General features: G+C 38.1%; 16 protein-coding genes. 5 read left to right on the top strand and 11 right to left on the bottom strand.

The features are described 5' to 3' along the window. The first annotated feature begins 45 nt into the window (after positions 1–45). The gene (lacG, locus tag QM810_RS02065; protein ID WP_414253687.1) at positions 46–1,452 is read left to right on the top strand and encodes a 6-phospho-beta-galactosidase; all 1,407 of its coding nucleotides are present in this window, start codon (positions 46–48) and stop codon (positions 1,450–1,452) included. A 38-nt stretch (positions 1,453–1,490) separates the two neighbouring features. Here the strand turns inward: lacG and QM810_RS02060 are convergent, their stop codons facing one another. From QM810_RS02060 to nrdH, 4 genes are all read right to left on the bottom strand, one after another. After that, on the bottom strand, positions 1,491–2,258 hold the full coding sequence (locus QM810_RS02060; RefSeq protein ID WP_414253686.1) for a DeoR/GlpR family DNA-binding transcription regulator: 768 nt from the start codon (positions 2,256–2,258) through the stop codon (positions 1,491–1,493). Positions 2,259–2,388: 130 nt separating this feature from the next. Continuing rightward, entirely contained in the window at positions 2,389–3,351 is a 963-nt protein-coding gene (nrdF, locus tag QM810_RS02055) for a class 1b ribonucleoside-diphosphate reductase subunit beta (RefSeq protein ID WP_006151169.1), read from the bottom strand. Between the two features lie 137 nt (positions 3,352–3,488). Then, complete coding sequence (nrdE, locus tag QM810_RS02050) at positions 3,489–5,648, bottom strand: class 1b ribonucleoside-diphosphate reductase subunit alpha (protein WP_414253685.1); 2,160 nt, start codon at positions 5,646–5,648, stop codon at positions 3,489–3,491. A gap of 69 nt (positions 5,649–5,717) precedes the next feature. After that, positions 5,718–5,936 carry a glutaredoxin-like protein NrdH gene (gene nrdH / locus QM810_RS02045; RefSeq protein ID WP_006145603.1) on the bottom strand — a complete coding sequence of 73 codons (219 nt, stop codon included), beginning with the start codon at positions 5,934–5,936 and terminating at the stop codon, positions 5,718–5,720. A 362-nt stretch (positions 5,937–6,298) separates the two neighbouring features. Between nrdH and QM810_RS02040 the strand changes: the two genes are divergently transcribed. The 3 genes from QM810_RS02040 (at position 6,299) to udk (ending at position 9,059) form a co-directional block, all read left to right on the top strand. Then, positions 6,299–6,562, top strand: coding sequence for a phosphocarrier protein HPr (locus QM810_RS02040; RefSeq protein ID WP_000146952.1), 264 nt, complete (start codon positions 6,299–6,301; stop codon positions 6,560–6,562). Positions 6,563–6,566: 4 nt separating this feature from the next. Then, the gene (gene ptsP, locus QM810_RS02035; protein WP_414253684.1) at positions 6,567–8,300 is read left to right on the top strand and encodes a phosphoenolpyruvate--protein phosphotransferase; all 1,734 of its coding nucleotides are present in this window, start codon (positions 6,567–6,569) and stop codon (positions 8,298–8,300) included. A gap of 120 nt (positions 8,301–8,420) precedes the next feature. Beyond that, positions 8,421–9,059, top strand: a complete 639-nt coding sequence (gene udk, locus QM810_RS02030; RefSeq protein WP_414253683.1) for a uridine kinase — start codon at positions 8,421–8,423, stop codon at positions 9,057–9,059. Between the two features lie 35 nt (positions 9,060–9,094). Here the strand turns inward: udk and QM810_RS02025 are convergent, their stop codons facing one another. The 3 genes from QM810_RS02025 to coaB are packed head-to-tail and all read right to left on the bottom strand — an operon-like array spanning position 9,095 to position 10,894. Next, positions 9,095–9,658, bottom strand: coding sequence for an ECF transporter S component (locus QM810_RS02025; RefSeq protein ID WP_045614921.1), 564 nt, complete (start codon positions 9,656–9,658; stop codon positions 9,095–9,097). Next, positions 9,642–10,193, bottom strand: a complete 552-nt coding sequence (coaC, locus tag QM810_RS02020) for a phosphopantothenoylcysteine decarboxylase (RefSeq protein WP_414253682.1) — start codon at positions 10,191–10,193, stop codon at positions 9,642–9,644. Before coaC ends, QM810_RS02025 begins: the two co-directional genes overlap by 17 nt. A gap of 14 nt (positions 10,194–10,207) precedes the next feature. After that, positions 10,208–10,894, bottom strand: a complete 687-nt coding sequence (coaB, locus tag QM810_RS02015) for a phosphopantothenate--cysteine ligase (RefSeq protein ID WP_414253681.1) — start codon at positions 10,892–10,894, stop codon at positions 10,208–10,210. A gap of 233 nt (positions 10,895–11,127) precedes the next feature. On the opposite strand from coaB, the gene QM810_RS02010 reads away from it, so the two are divergent. Beyond that, complete coding sequence (locus QM810_RS02010) at positions 11,128–12,798, top strand: formate--tetrahydrofolate ligase (protein ID WP_414253680.1); 1,671 nt, start codon at positions 11,128–11,130, stop codon at positions 12,796–12,798. 89 nt (positions 12,799–12,887) lie between these two features. On the opposite strand, the gene lysS is transcribed toward QM810_RS02010, so the two are convergent. The 4 genes from lysS to QM810_RS01990 all read right to left on the bottom strand — a co-directional run bounded on the left by lysS (position 12,888) and on the right by QM810_RS01990 (position 16,466). After that, positions 12,888–14,378 (bottom strand): lysine--tRNA ligase, encoded by a 1,491-nt coding sequence (gene lysS, locus QM810_RS02005; RefSeq protein WP_235083285.1) that lies wholly within the window; start codon positions 14,376–14,378, stop codon positions 12,888–12,890. Positions 14,379–14,518: 140 nt separating this feature from the next. Next, positions 14,519–15,142 carry a histidine phosphatase family protein gene (locus QM810_RS02000; RefSeq protein ID WP_414253679.1) on the bottom strand — a complete coding sequence of 208 codons (624 nt, stop codon included), beginning with the start codon at positions 15,140–15,142 and terminating at the stop codon, positions 14,519–14,521. Then, a complete protein-coding gene (locus QM810_RS01995; RefSeq protein WP_414253678.1) occupies positions 15,139–15,624 on the bottom strand; it encodes an aminoacyl-tRNA deacylase in 486 nt (161 codons plus the stop codon). The genes QM810_RS02000 and QM810_RS01995 overlap by 4 nt, the downstream gene beginning before the upstream one ends. Continuing rightward, positions 15,624–16,466 (bottom strand): DUF368 domain-containing protein, encoded by an 843-nt coding sequence (locus QM810_RS01990; RefSeq protein WP_414253677.1) that lies wholly within the window; start codon positions 16,464–16,466, stop codon positions 15,624–15,626. The genes QM810_RS01995 and QM810_RS01990 overlap by 1 nt, the downstream gene beginning before the upstream one ends. Positions 16,467–16,532: the final 66 nt, after the last annotated feature.

The following is a 16,532-nucleotide window of genomic DNA, read 5'->3' as shown; positions in this document are numbered from 1 at the left end:
CTCCCCTCACTTTTCATTTTATACAATCAAGAAATAGGTGAAAAAATGACAAAAACACTTCCTAAAGATTTTATTTTTGGTGGAGCAACGGCTGCCTATCAAGCAGAAGGAGCTACCCATACTGACGGAAAAGGACCAGTTGCTTGGGACAAATACTTAGCTGATAACTATTGGTATACAGCAGAACCAGCAAGTGATTTCTACCATAAATATCCAGTAGACTTACAGTTGGCTGAAGAATATGGCGTAAACGGAATTCGTATTTCTATTGCTTGGTCACGTATTTTCCCAACTGGTTATGGTGAAGTCAATCCAAAAGGGGTAGAATTCTATCATAAGTTATTTGCAGAATGTCATAAACGTCATGTAGAACCTTTTGTAACCCTCCATCACTTTGATACACCAGAAGCTCTTCACTCAAATGGAGATTTCTTGAATCGTGAGAATATGGACTATTTCGTTGATTACGCTGCCTTCTGTTTCGAAGAATTCCCAGAAGTCAACTATTGGACAACCTTCAATGAAATTGGCCCAATTGGTGATGGTCAATACTTGGTCGGTAAATTCCCACCAGGTATTCAATATGACCTTGCCAAAGTCTTCCAATCTCACCACAATATGATGATTTCTCATGCACGTGCTGTGAAATTGTACAAAGACAAAGGTTATAAAGGTGAAATCGGGGTTGTTCACGCCCTTCCAACTAAGTATCCATTGGATCCTAAAAATCCTGCAGACGTTCGGGCTGCTGAGTTGGAAGATATCATCCACAACAAATTTATCTTGGATGCTACTTACCTTGGACACTATTCAGATGCAACCATGGAAGGTGTTAATCACATCTTATCTGTCAATGGCGGTAGCTTGGATCTTCGTGACGAAGATTTTGCGGCACTTGAAGCTGCAAAAGACCTGAATGACTTTCTTGGGATCAATTACTACATGAGTGACTGGATGGAAGCCTTTGATGGTGAAACTGAAATCATCCACAATGGTAAAGGGGAAAAAGGAAGCTCTAAATACCAAATCAAAGGTGTTGGACGTCGTGTAGCTCCTGACTATGTACCTCGTACTGATTGGGACTGGATCATCTACCCTCAAGGTTTGTATGATCAAATCATGCGTGTCAAGAAAGATTATCCAAACTACAAGAAGATCTACATCACTGAAAACGGACTTGGATACAAAGATGAATTTGTGGACAATACGGTTTACGATGATGGCCGTATTGATTATGTGAAACAACACTTGGAAGTATTGTCTGATGCGATTGCCGATGGTGCAAACGTAAAAGGATACTTCATTTGGTCATTGATGGACGTCTTCTCATGGTCTAATGGTTATGAAAAACGTTACGGACTCTTCTACGTTGATTTCGATACACAAGAACGTTATCCTAAGAAATCAGCTCATTGGTACAAAAAACTAGCTGAAACTGGCCTTATTGAGTAGATGTAACGATAAAAAAGTCTCACCATTGGTGAGACTTTTTAAGGTGTCGACTTAATAATTTTTGTTTGTTTTGACAAAGTTTTTAGGGTTTCTTGGCTAAGTTTTGAGTCTGAAATAATTGTATCAATATCAGCGATATTATAGAAAGTATAAAAATCAAACTTATTAAATTTACTATGGTCAGCAAGAAGAATCTTTTTATTAGCATTATTTAATGCTAACTTTTGGACTTCGCCTTCATCTTCGCTAAAAGTAGCGATAGCTTGATCTTTTATACCATTGCAACTAACAAAAGCTTTAGAGAATTGAAGGCTTTCGATATCTTGGAGCGTTAAGGTTCCGACAAAGGCACCAGTGATTTCTCGATAATTTCCACCAATCAAAATTAAATCAGTCAGTTTTCGTTCATTCAAGATAATGAAAACGGGAAGGCTATTTGTTACCACACGAATATTATCTATAGGAAGTTCACGAGCAAAGAACTCGAGAGTAGTACCTGGACCGATAAAAATTGTTTCTCTTTCTTCGACTAAATGACCAGCAAATTTTGCGATTTCTTGTTTTTCAGCAATCTGAAGACCTTGTTTTTCGACATTCGAGCGTTCATTTGCTAATAGAGAACCAGAACGAAGCTTTTCAGCACCTCCATGCACTCGAACAAGTAGATCCTTGTCAGCTAATTCTTGTAGATAACGTCGAGCAGTCATATCAGAAATATCTAAACGATTCATTATTTCTTTGACTGTGATGGTTCCTCTTGTATTGACAATCTCTAAAATCACATCTAGTTTTTCTTGTTTTAGCATTGAATCACCCCCATATCCACTATCATTTTATCATATTTTAAACATCTAAGCAACTTAAAGAAAACAAAACTAAACAAAAACAAAAAACATCTGTGTTTGTTTTTAACTCAGATGTTTTTATATTTTTTAATTAGTCTAATCCGTAGTTATAATCATCGTCCTGCATAGCTTCAACTTCACCAAGTAGATATCCGTTACCAACTTGAGAGAAGAAGTCGTGGTTTGATGTACCAGTTGAAATCCCGTTCATAACAATTGGGTTTACATCGTCAGCTGAGTCAGGGAAGAGGGGATCTTGACCTAGGTTCATAAGGGCTTTATTGGCGTTGTAGCGAAGGAAAGTTTTAACCTCTTCAGTCCAACCAACACCATCATATAAACTCTCTGTATAACCTTCTTCATTTTCATAAAGAGTGTAGAGGAGGTCGTACATCCAGTCTTTTAATTTTTCTTGCTCTTCTTCTGGTAATTCGTTGAAACCAAGTTGGAATTTATAACCAATGTATGTTCCGTGAACAGATTCGTCACGAATAATAAGTTTGATGATTTCAGCAACGTTAGCCAGTTTGTTGTTTCCAAGATAGTAGAGTGGTGTAAAGAAACCTGAATAGAAGAGGAAGGTTTCAAGGAATACACTGGCTACTTTCTTTTCAAGTGGAGTACCATTGAGGTAAATTTCGTTGATGATTTGTGCTTTTTTCTGTAGATATGGGTTTGTATCAGTCCACTCAAAAATTTCTTCAATTTCAGATTTGGTATTTAAAGTTGAAAAGATTGAAGAATAAGACTTAGCGTGAACAGATTCCATAAATTGAATGTTGTTAAAAACAGCTTCTTCGTGAGGAGTACGGATATCAGCACGGAGCGCATTTACCCCAGTTTCAGACTGCATGGTATCCAAAAGTGTCAAACCACCAAAGACTTTTCCTACTAAGTCTTTTTCTTGATTTGATAACTTTCTCCAGTCATCTAAGTCATTAGACAAGGGAATACGTGTATCCAACCAAAATTGTTCGGTTAGTTTTTCCCATGTTGATTTATCGATGACATCTTCGATGGCATTCCAGTTAATGGCTTTGTAGTAAGTTTCCATTACAAATCTCTTTCTTTTGATTTTATTAAAATAGTGATGAATGTTCTAGCCTTGTGTGATTGGGTTACCGCACAAAAAGTCGGAGTACCGACTTTTTGATGTTACCTTATCTTTGCAAGCAAGATTCTAGTGAGATTTTAAATCACACAGCTTTCACATTGGTTAGCACCAACTTCACCGCCGTCATCTGTGTAGGTACGAACATAGTAGATAGACTTGATTCCCTTGTTAAAGGCGTAGTTACGAAGGATAGAGAGGTCACGTGTTGTTTGTTTGTTCTCTTTCTTCCATTCATAAAGACCTGTTGGGATATCACTACGCATGAAGAGTGTGAGTGAAAGTCCTTGATCTACATGTTCAGTAGCAGCAGCATAAACATCAATTACTTTACGCATATCCATGTCATAGGCAGAAGTGTAGTAAGGGATGGTATCTGTTGATAATCCTGCAGCAGGATAGTAGATCTTACCAATTTTCTTCTCTTGACGTTCTTCGATACGTTGAGTGATTGGGTGGATAGAAGCAGACACGTCATTGATGTAGCTGATAGAACCATTTGGTGCTACAGCAAGACGGTTTTGGTGGTAAAGTCCATCTGCTTTAACTTTATCACGAAGTTCAGCCCAATCAGCTGTAGACGGGATAAAGATTCCTTCAAAGAGTTCTTTAACACGATCAGATTTTGGAACAAATTCTCCACTTGTGTATTTATCAAAGTAGCTTCCATTTGCATAGTCTGATTTTTCAAAGTTGTGGAAGGTGACGCCACGTTCACGCGCGATATTGTTTGATTCTACCAAGGTCCAGTAATTCAAAAGCATAAAGTAGATACTTGTAAATTCAACAGACTCAGGAGATCCGTATTCGATCAATTGTTGAGCAAGATAGCTGTGAAGTCCCATAGCTCCAAGTCCAAATGTATGAGCTTGGCTGTTTCCGTGGTCGATAGTAGGAACAGCGACGATATGAGAACTATCTGTAACGAAAGTCAAAGCACGTACCATAGCTCGGATAGAGCGACCAAAGTCAGGTGACGTCATCATGTTGACCACGTTTGTTGAACCAAGGTTACATGAAACGTCAGTACCCATTTTAAGGAATTCTTGCGCATCGTTGATCAAACTTGGTTCTTGGATTTGGAGAATCTCTGAACACAAGTTACTCATGATAATCTTACCATCAACAGGATTTGCGCGATTAGCAGTATCGATATTGACTACATAAGGATAGCCAGATTCTTGTTGCAATTTAGAAATTTCAGTTTCCAAATCACGCGCCTTGATCTTTGTTTTACGAATGTTTGGATTTGCCACCAATTCATCGTATTTTTCTGTGATATCGATATAGTTGAAAGGTACTCCATACTCTTTTTCTACAGAATAAGGACTAAAGAGGTACATTTCCTCATTCTTACGTGCTAATTCGTAGAATTTATCTGGTACCACAACACCAAGTGAGAGAGTTTTTACACGAACTTTTTCATCAGCATTTTCTTTCTTAGTAGAAAGGAAAGCGATAATGTCTGGGTGGAAGACGTTGAGGTAAACAACCCCAGCACCTTGACGTTGACCCAATTGATTTGAGTAAGAGAAGCTGTCTTCGAAAAGCTTCATAACTGGTACGACACCAGAGGCTGCACCTTCATATCCTTTGATTGGAGCCCCAGCTTCACGAAGGTTGCTGAGGGAAATTCCCACACCACCACCGATACGTGAAAGTTGAAGAGCTGAGTTGATAGAACGTCCGATAGAGTTCATATCATCTGTTACCTGAATCAAGAAACATGATACCAATTCACCACGACGTGCACGACCTGCATTCAAGAATGAAGGTGTAGCAGGCTGGTAGCGTTGGTGGATGATTTCATTGGCAATATCAATTGCGATAGCTTCGTCACCATCAGCAAAATAAAGAGCGTTGAAGAAGACACGGTCTTCCATACTTTCAAGGTAATACTCTCCATCGTTAGTTTTCAAGGCGTATTGATTGTAAAACTTGTATGCAGCCATGAAAGACTTAAACTGGAAGTTTTGATCTTTAATAAATTGATAAAGCTCTTCTAAGAATTCAGGACGATATTTTTTGATAAACGCTGTTTCTATGTAGTCGTGTTTAATAAGGTAATCAATTTTATCAGTGATAGAATTAAATACCATAGAATTTGGTACAACGTTCTCTTTAAAGAAAGCATTCAGAGCTTCTTTATCTTTGTGGAGCATGATTTGTCCGTTAACAGGACGGTTAATTTCATTATTTAGACGGAAGTATGTTACATCCTCAAGTTGTTTTAATCCCATAAAATTCCCTTTATTTCATTACAAAAGAAAGGCTTCTAAGATTTACATAGAAGCTTTTAATCCTGATACTTAAGCAAGTTTTTTAAGTTTTGCTGGTTGGAAACCAGAGAAAACTTCAGTTGGTGTTTGAATGATAGGAGCAGCGCTAAAGCCAAGCTCTTTAACTTGTTCAATAAATTCAGGTTGTTCGTCAAGATTGATTTCGCGATAAGCGATATTGTTACTATCTAAGAAACGTTTGGTCATTTTACATTGAACACAATTATTTTTAGAATAAACGGTTACCATTCTGTAACTCCTCTTTCAAAAATTTAATTACTTCTTAAGTATATCAGAAAAAAAATCTTTGTCAACGAAGAAAAACTAAATATTGTAGATTTTTTTTCGATGATAGATGTCAAAACACAATATGTAGTGATTACAAAAAAATAAAACCCATAAATAACAGCGTTTTCTAAATGTTAAAACTATAAAAAACTACATGATGTATTTTGATACATAAAATAGAAGATTTTCAGCAAGTTATCTGAAAGGAAAAAGAAGAAATCCCATAAAATACTTGAAAAAAATCCTAGAAGGTGATATAATACCAAATTGTAAGGGTTATCAGATATAACTCAAAAAGAAAACATTTAAAGGAGAGTCAAATTATGGCTTCTAAAGATTTCCACGTAGTGGCAGAAACAGGTATTCACGCACGTCCAGCAACATTGTTGGTACAAACTGCTAGCAAATTTGCTTCAGATATTACTCTTGAGTACAAAGGTAAATCAGTTAACCTTAAATCTATCATGGGTGTTATGAGCCTTGGTGTTGGTCAAGGTGCTGACGTTACAATTACTGCTGAAGGTGCAGACGCTGATGACGCTATTGCTGCTATCTCAGAAACAATGGAAAAAGAAGGATTGGCATAAGAAAATGACAGAAATGCTTAAAGGAATTGCAGCATCTGATGGTGTTGCCGTTGCCAAAGCATATCTACTCGTTCAACCGGATTTATCTTTCGAAACTATTACTGTCGAAGATACAAATGCAGAAGAGGCTCGTTTGGATGTTGCTCTTGAAGCTTCTCAAAACGAGCTTTCTCTTATCCGCGAGAAGGCTGTAGGTACGCTTGGTGAAGAAGCGGCGCAAGTATTTGACGCTCACTTGATGGTTCTTGCTGACCCTGAATTGATCGGTCAGATTAAAGAAACAATTCGTGCTAAGAAAGTAAATGCAGAAGCAGGTCTGAAAGAAGTTACAGACATGTTTATCACAATCTTTGAAGGCATGGAAGACAACCCATACATGCAGGAGCGTGCAGCGGATATTCGCGACGTTACCAAACGTGTTTTGGCAAATCTTCTTGGCAAGAAACTGCCAAACCCAGCTTCAATCAATGAAGAAGTGATTGTGATCGCACATGACTTGACTCCGTCTGATACTGCTCAATTGGACAAAAATTTTGTAAAAGCTTTTGTAACAAACATTGGTGGACGTACAAGTCACTCAGCTATCATGGCTCGTACACTTGAAATTGCTGCTGTATTGGGTACAAACAACATCACTGAACTTGTAAAAGATGGTGACATTTTAGCTGTTTCAGGTATTTCAGGTGAAGTGGTTATCAACCCAAGTGAAGAACAGATTGCAGAATTCAAAGCAGCTGGTGAAGCTTACGCTAAACAAAAAGCTGAATGGGCTCTTTTGAAAGATGCTAAAACTGTTACTGCTGATGGTAAACACTTTGAGTTAGCAGCTAATATCGGTACACCTAAAGACGTTGAAGGTGTGAACGAAAATGGTGCTGAAGCTGTTGGTCTTTATCGTACAGAATTCTTGTACATGGATTCTCAAGATTTCCCAACGGAAGACGACCAATACGAAGCTTACAAAGCAGTTCTTGAAGGTATGAACGGTAAACCTGTTGTCGTTCGTACAATGGATATCGGTGGGGATAAAGAACTTCCTTATTTCGATCTTCCTAAAGAAATGAACCCATTCTTGGGTTACCGTGCTTTGCGTATCTCTATTTCTGAAACTGGTAACCAAATGTTCCGTACACAATTGCGTGCCTTGCTTCGTGCATCTGTTCACGGTAAATTGCGTATCATGTTCCCAATGGTTGCTTTGTTGAAAGAGTTCCGTACTGCAAAAGCTATTCTTGAAGAAGAAAAAGCAAAATTGGTTGCTGAAGGCGTTGCTGTTGCAGATGATATCCAAGTTGGTATCATGATTGAAATACCAGCTGCAGCGATGCTTGCGGATCAATTTGCTAAAGAAGTTGATTTCTTCTCAATTGGTACAAACGACCTTATCCAATACACAATGGCTGCTGACCGTATGAACGAACAAGTTTCATACCTTTACCAACCATATAACCCATCAATTCTTCGTTTGATCAATAACGTGATCAAAGCAGCTCACGCTAAAGGTAAATGGGCTGGTATGTGTGGTGAGATGGCTGGTGACCAAACAGCTGTTCCACTTCTTGTTGGAATGGGCTTGGATGAGTTCTCTATGTCAGCTACTTCAGTACTTCGTACACGTAGCTTGATGAAGAAACTTGACACAGCTAAGATGCAAGAATACGCTAACCGTGCTCTTACTGAATGTTCAACAATGGAAGAAGTTCTTGAACTTTCTAAAGAATACGTTAACTTTGATTAAAAACATTAAAACCTTGTAGAACTAAACTACAAGGTTTTTTGTACTCTAATTTGAAAAGTCATCCTGTAAAATTTTCTAAAAATATGGTAAAATAGACAAAGGAAAAATACGGAGGCAACTATGCAAAACAGACCAATCATTATCGGAGTAACAGGGGGATCTGGTGGAGGAAAAACCAGTGTTTCGAAGGCTATCTTGTCACATTTTCCAAATGAGAAAATCTCTATGATTGAGCATGATTCCTACTATAAAGATCAATCACATTTAACCTTTGAAGAACGAATCAAAACTAATTATGACCATCCTTTTGCTTTTGATACTGACTTGATGATTGAGCAAATTAAGGAATTGTTGGCGGGGCGTCCTGTTGATATTCCTACCTATGATTATGCTGCCCATACAAGAAGCTCGAAAACCTATCGTCAAGAACCTCAAGACGTCTTTATTGTAGAAGGAATCTTAGTTCTAGAAGACAAACGCCTTCGTGATTTGATGGATATTAAGATTTTTGTAGATACTGATGATGATGTCCGTATCATCCGACGTATTAAACGGGATATGGAAGAGCGTGGTCGTAGTTTGGATAGCGTTATTAATCAATATCTAGGTGTAGTAAAACCTATGTATCATCAATTCATTGAACCTACAAAACGTTACGCTGATATTGTAATTCCTGAAGGAGTAACCAATACTGTAGCGATTGACTTGTTGACTACTAAGATTGAAAAGATTTTAGAAGAAGCTCGTTTAGCCCAGTAATAAATAAAAAAAGACTGTATCTATTGATACAGTTTTTATTGTTTTATTTTTTCAAGTCTTGGAACGATAATGAGGGTCAAGAGAGCAGAGATGATTAATTCTGCTATCGAATTTGTAGAGATAACAGTCGCTAATAGTTTTTGAATATTTCCATCAAAAACATTACCAAAGAGGAAGAAGATACCACCTAAGACAAATACTGTATTAGTCAGTGAGCCAAGTGCACCTGCGAAGATGAGTCCGGCTTTTCCCTTTAGCAGTTTATAAACGAAATAAGGTGTCAAACCGATCAAGATACGTGGGACAATTGCAATCACAACTGAATATAGGTTACCATTAGGTACAAAAGGTGAGAAGAGATAGCTGGTTGGAAGAATTGTGAGAGTATTTACAGTCAAGCTAATCATTCCCATTAAGAAACCTAATGTTGCGCCAATTCTTGGTCCATAGATAATACTTGCAATAATTACTGGAATGTGGACGATAGTTGGTTTAATAGGAAAGGGCAGTACGTTAAATAGGATTGAACTCAGTAAATGAATGACAATCATACTGGCAAAAAAGATAGCGATTGGAGCAATATTAGAGCGTTTGTTCATGAAGTTTATCCTTTATTTGTTGTAAAATTCTTTCAAAATCAGCGAGAGCGCCACGACCGATATCACCACAGGCCAGTAGCGAATCTTTAGGAGAAATAATTGTATAACCATAATCTTCTAAAGTTTTAAGATTAGCTTGGGTCGCAGGGTGGTCATACATCTTTGTGTTCATAGCTGGAGCCAATAGTTTGGGTACAAAGTGTGGCAAAGCAAGAGCAGTAGCAGTCACCATATTGTCAGCAAACCCGTGAGCTAATTTAGCAATTGTATTGGCTGTCGCAGGAACTACGATAAATAAATCTGTTTCTTTTCCTATTTGAATGTGATTCACTTGATCTGGAAAAGGTTCCTGCATGACATCGAGATGTACAGTATTTTGTGATAGTACTTGTAAAGTTAATGGCTGAATAAATGCTGTTGCTGCCTGAGTCATAAGAACAGTAACAGAATGCCCCTGTTTTTTCAAAGAACTAACTAGGTCAACTGTCTTATATGCGGCAATAGATCCAGTAATAGCGAGTGTAATACGGGCCATAATATTCCTTTCTTTTAGTCATAGCTTTTGATTTTCTCGAGAAGTAAATCAGCAATTTCTTGTTTACTCATAGCAGTTTGGAAAGAATTTTTTTCAACTAAGTAAGCCTTATGTTGGTCGCTACTAATCTGAGTAAGGTCGTTTGCGACAATTAAATCAGCTTGGCTCTTTTCAAGACTTTCCTGAGCAACTTGAATCAGATGTTCCTGACTGACATCAACCAGTAATTTAAATCCTATCAGGTGAATCTTAGGATTCCATTCTTTAACAAGAGATATGATTTTTGGATTCTTCTTGAGAAATAGAACCTGGACGTCTTCCTTAGATGAGATTTTGGTTTCCTGATTTTTCTTATCTAAAAACTCTGTTAAATCTTGACTAGCTTTAACCTCACCAAATCCAGTCATATAGACAGGAGTGTAATCTGATACAGCCATAGAATGGATTAATACCTGGTAATCCATTACCTTATCTTTCATGACTTGTAGCAAATCAACTGTATTTTTAATTTCGATGATGGTCAAGTTTGGATGACTAACTGGCTTAACTGCTTGAAGAGTGGTAATCAAACAAACTTCATGACCAGCCTCTAGAAGAGTTTCGGTGATAATCTTACCTAGTCTACCAGAAGAGTGGTTGGTTATTGAACGAACACTATCAATTGCTTCGCTAGTACCACCAGAAGTAACTAAAATTTTCATAGAACTATTGTACAAAAAAATGATCATTAAGTAAAATGAAAGTGATATAACAAGGGTCGGAAATAGGATGTTAATCCATAGTTAAAATCTATAAAGGCATATAAAAATTTAGATAGAGATAAAGAAAGTCTGTTATTTAGCGATATTCACGAACGTTACTAATCATAATGACTGTTAAAAATCTTGTTTTATGATATAATGAATTAACACATTAGAGGCTATAGGAGTTTTTTATGAAAACAGATATTGAAATTGCACAGAGTATTGAGTTAAAACCGATTGTTGATGTCGTTGAGAAACTTGGTATTTCATACGATGATTTGGAGTTGTATGGAAAGTACAAGGCTAAACTAAGCTTTGATAAGATTCGTGAAGTTGAAACCAATCCAGTCGGTAAATTGATCCTGGTAACAGCCATCAACCCAACTCCAGCAGGTGAAGGGAAATCAACCATTACCATCGGTCTTGCTGATGCTTTGAACAAGCTTGGTAAGAAAACTATGATTGCCATCCGCGAACCTTCTCTTGGTCCTGTTATGGGGATTAAAGGTGGTGCTGCTGGTGGTGGTTATGCGCAAGTTTTACCAATGGAAGATATCAACCTTCACTTTACTGGTGATATGCATGCTATTACAACAGCAAACAATGCTCTTTCTGCCTTGATTGACAATCACTTGCATCAAGGAAATGAGCTAGGTATCGACCAACGCCGTATTCTTTGGAAACGTGTAGTGGACTTGAACGATCGCGCTCTTCGTCACGTAACAGTCGGCCTCGGTGGTCCTCTTAACGGTATTCCACGTGAAGATGGATTTGATATCACTGTTGCTTCAGAGATCATGGCCATCCTTTGCTTGTCAACTGATATTGAAGATTTGAAACGTCGTTTGGCCAATATCGTCATTGGTTACCGTTATGACCGTACACCTGTTTCAGTGGGTGATCTACAGGTTGAAGGTGCCTTGGCATTGATTTTGAAAGATGCTATCAAACCAAACTTGGTTCAAACAATCTATGGTACACCTGCCTTTGTACATGGTGGTCCATTTGCCAATATCGCACACGGATGTAACTCTGTCTTGGCTACAACTACAGCCCTCCATTTGGCAGATTACACAGTAACAGAAGCAGGTTTTGGTGCAGACCTTGGTGCAGAGAAATTCCTCGATATCAAAACTCCAAACTTGCCAACTGCGCCAGATGCAGTAGTTATCGTTGCAACCCTTCGTGCTCTTAAGATGAATGGTGGAGTTGCTAAGGATGCTTTGACAGAAGAGAATGTAGAAGCAGTTCGTGCTGGATTTGCAAACTTAAAACGCCACGTTGAAAATATTCGCAAGTTCGGTATTCCAGCAGTTGTTGCAATCAATGAATTTGTATCAGATACAGAAGCGGAAATCGCAGCTTTGAAAGAACTTTGTGCTTCAATCGACGTACCAGTCGAATTAGCTAGCGTATGGGCTGATGGAGCAGAAGGTGGAGTGGCTCTTGCTGAAACTCTTGTCAAAACAATTGATGAAAACCCAGCTAACTACAAACGTTTGTATGACAATGACCTTTCAGTACAAGAAAAGATTGAAAAGATTGTCACTGAAATCTATCGTGGAAGCAAAGTAAATTTTGAGAAGAAAGCTCAAACTCAAATCGCACAAATCGTACAAAACGGTTGGGACAAATTGCCAATCTGTATGGCGAAAACTCAATACAGTTTCTCAGATAATCCAAATGCTCTTGGTGCACCTGAAAACTTTGAAATTACTATTCGTGAATTAGTACCAAAACTGGGTGCAGGCTTTATCGTTGCCCTTACTGGTGACGTTATGACTATGCCTGGACTTCCAAAACGACCTGCCGCTCTCAACATGGATGTTGAAAGTGATGGAACTGTTCTTGGATTATTCTAATAAGAAAATTTAAAGACAAGCTCAACATCGAGTTTGTCTTTTTGAAATTACTAAAAAATCTCCTAGATGATGACTAGGAGATTTGTTTTTTATTTCATTGTTGGGAAAAGAAGTACGTCACGGATAGTAGTAGTATCTGTGAGGAGCATGCAGAGACGGTCGATACCGATTCCCAAACCACCTGTTGGTGGCATACCATATTCAAGGGCTTCGATGTAATCGTAGTCAATGCCTGTTGCTTCATCATCACCAAGTTCTTTGGCTTTGGCTTGAGCTTCGAAACGGCTAAGTTGATCGATTGGATCATTCAACTCAGTAAAGGCATTTCCGTATTCTTTAGTCATGATGAAGAGCTCGAAACGATCTGTAAAGCGCTCATCTTCAGGATTTTTCTTAGCAAGTGGTGATACAGCTACTGGGTGACCGTATACAAATGTTGGTTGAATCAATGTTTCTTCAACAAATTCTTCAAAGAAGGCATTGATGATGTGACCAACTTCTGTGTAGTGTTTTTCAACTGGAACTTTCTTCTCAGCTGCGATAGCTTTAGCTTCTTCGAAAGTCATATCTTTCCAGAAATCAACACCAGTAATTTCCTTGATTGCATCAACCATGTGTACACGTTTAAATGGTTCATTGATCTTGATTTCAGTTCCTTGATAGATAACTGGACCGTCACCTTTAACAGCTTTAGCTACGTGTTGGATAATACCTTCAGTCAAGTCCATGATATCGTGGAAGTCTGCATAAGCTTGGTAAACCTCGATAGAAGTAAACTCAGGATTGTGTGTAGCGTCCATTCCTTCGTTACGGAAGATACGACCAATTTCATAGACGCGTTCCATACCACCAACGATAAGGCGTTTCAAGTGAAGTTCAGTCGCGATACGAAGTACCATGTCGATGTTTTGTGCATTGTGGTGTGTGATGAATGGGCGAGCAGCAGCACCACCAGCTTCATTGTGAAGCACTGGTGTTTCTACTTCAAGGAAACCTTGAGCATCGAGGTAGCGACGGATTTCAGAAATGATTTTTGAACGTGTGACAAAGCGGTCAAAGCTTTCACGGTTAGAAATCAAATCGAGGTAACGTTTACGGTAGATTGTTTCAACGTCTGAAAGTCCGTGGAATTTCTCAGGCAATGGACGAAGGGCTTTAGACAAGTGTGTGATGTGAGTAGCCTTGATAGAGAGTTCTCCCATATCCGTACGCATCACTTCACCCTCAACACCTAGGAAGTCACCAAGGTCAGCTTTCTTAAAGATTTCGTAGTTTTCTTCACCGACAGCATCTTTACGAACGTAGATTTGGATTTGTCCTTCGCGATCTTGAAGGTGAGCAAAGCCAACTTTACCTTTACCTCGTTTAGTCACTAAACGTCCAGCAATAGTAGCAGTTTCGTTTAATTCATGTAGTTGTTCTTTATCAAGGTCAGCAAATTTATCTTTTAGTTCTTGAGAGTTAGCGGTACGCTCAAAACGTTTGCCGAAAGGATCAATTCCTTGTTCACGGAGCGCTGCCATTTTTTCACGGCGAACGATCTGCTGATCATTCAATTCTTCCATATGTTCTGTTGACATGGGTTCCTCCTAATTTTTAATTAAATTTTGAAATAATAAATCAATTTTTCACGATACTCCCATTTTATCATAAATAGTCAAGAAATTCACGGATATTCTATAAAAACTAAAAAGAACTTGATGCTATCCATCAAGTTCTATCATTTTCTTTGATAAGAAGTATCGTTCCATGTTTTTAGAGTGAAGTTTTTAAAGTCTTCAGTTTCTATAATTGTCAGACTAGCATTAACCAAACCGCCATCTTTGCGGAGAAGAGCTTCATTGTAGCCTAAAAGAGTACGAAGACTTGCAGTAAGATTTGCTCCGTGTCCAACCAGTAAGAGTTGTTCTGCCTTAGAGTTTTTTAAGGACTTGATAAATTGGATGGTGCGCTGAGTTGTAGTGTAGAGTGATTCAGCTTCAAACATACTTGTATCAAACTTAGCTAAGTTTGTTTTAAAGGCTTGAATTTGCTGAGGGTAGATAGCATTTAAAGTCGCAATTTTTAAACCTTCAAGTTTACCAAGGTGCCATTCTCTGAGTTCAGGAACACTTTCCAAGGAACATGGGTTTGTCAGTTGGCTTTGGATAATTTCAGCTGATTTTACAGCCCTTGGTAAATCACTCGAATAAATCTTGTCGAATGAAATGTCTTTAAGATATTGACCGAGTTCTTTTAAGGTATCAATAGACTCAGGAAGAAGTGGAGAATCTCCGCCTGCACCTTGAAAGCGACCTTCTAGATTCCAGACTGTTCGACCGTGACGAACAAAGTAAAGTTTCATGACTTGTTTTCCTCCAAAATATCTACAAAGTTCGCTTTAACAAAGTTTGCTAAATCTTGTGGAGAAATGATGATGCTGTGTCCGACTTCTCCAGCAGAAACAATCATTTTTACCAATTCAAAAGCACTTTTATCAATGTAAATAGGGTAGTTGTGTTTTTGACGGATACCGACAGGGTTATTTGCGCCATGAATATATCCAGTTGTTTTTTCTAAATCCTTTTGCGGAATCATACTCACTTTTTTGTTACCAGAAATCTTTGCTAATTTCTTTTCAGAAAGATGTTCAGTAATAGGAATAATCCCAATAACTGGACCAGTCTTGTCCCCTAAAAGAGCTAGTGTTTTAAAAATGTGATTTCTCTCATACTCAGAAGGAAGCCCTCCCTCTAAAGCATTGATTTGAATCCCTTGGTGTTCAACACCTGCCTTAGCTAATATTTGCTCGACTAAGGTCTTCTTTACTTTAGTTTTTTTTGCCATTATTTGTACTTATCCTCCAATTGACTCATCCAGATCCCTAACCAAATGCCAAGGGCGAAGAAGAAGGCGATGATGACATAGGAAACAAGAGATAAGCCACTATAGCTGATGCTCTCAGCATTACCAGCGTTTGGAATCAAAATCAGGAGAGTACTTGAAAGGACGATCCCAATGATAAAGTGATAGACACGAGAGTGGTAGACACGAAGAGCATAATCCATCAATTTTGAAAAAATAATAAGAGTGGCAGCAGCCCCAATTCCTATTGGAAGGAAGGTACCAAATAAATCAAAAGTTTTAAATCCAGTTAACATTGGGGTATAAAGACCTAAAATCAAGAGAAGATTTGAGGGGCTTAATCCAGGAACCAAGATACCTAGAGCGAGCAGAGCACCAGCTAGGATAAAACTTGTGAAACTTGCGCTGAGTGAACCAACAACAAAGTTTAAAGCGTAAAGACCAATTCCAGAAACGATAAAGGTAACCCAAAACCAAATCAGATCGACTTTGTCTCTTTCAGAATCTTGAGTAGCTTCCTTTACAAGACTTGGGACTGTACCAATAATAGCACCCGCAAAACTCCATAAAACATAAACCTGATAATGCTCAAGGAGGTACTCAATTGGATAAGAAAATAGCCCAATACCTAGTAACATTCCAATAGCAACAGGTAAGAAATAAAGGATATCTTCTTTAAGGTTTTTAAATGGATGGGCAAGAAATCGAATCATTCTTTCATAAATCCCTAAAATAGCTGCCAGAACACCACCAGATATACCAGGTAATATAAATCCTAGGGCAATAACAATTCCTTTAATGATTTTTGAAATCCAAGATAACATAAACTCTCTCCATATTTATTCTCTAAAATTCTCTTCTTGTATTATATCACAAAGTAAGAGAAATAA

The sequence above is a fragment of the Streptococcus infantis genome (assembly GCF_047464155.1).
In the GTDB taxonomy this organism is placed as follows: Bacteria; Bacillota; Bacilli; order Lactobacillales; family Streptococcaceae; genus Streptococcus; species Streptococcus infantis_U.
This window is presented reverse-complemented; position numbering and strand designations above follow the sequence as displayed.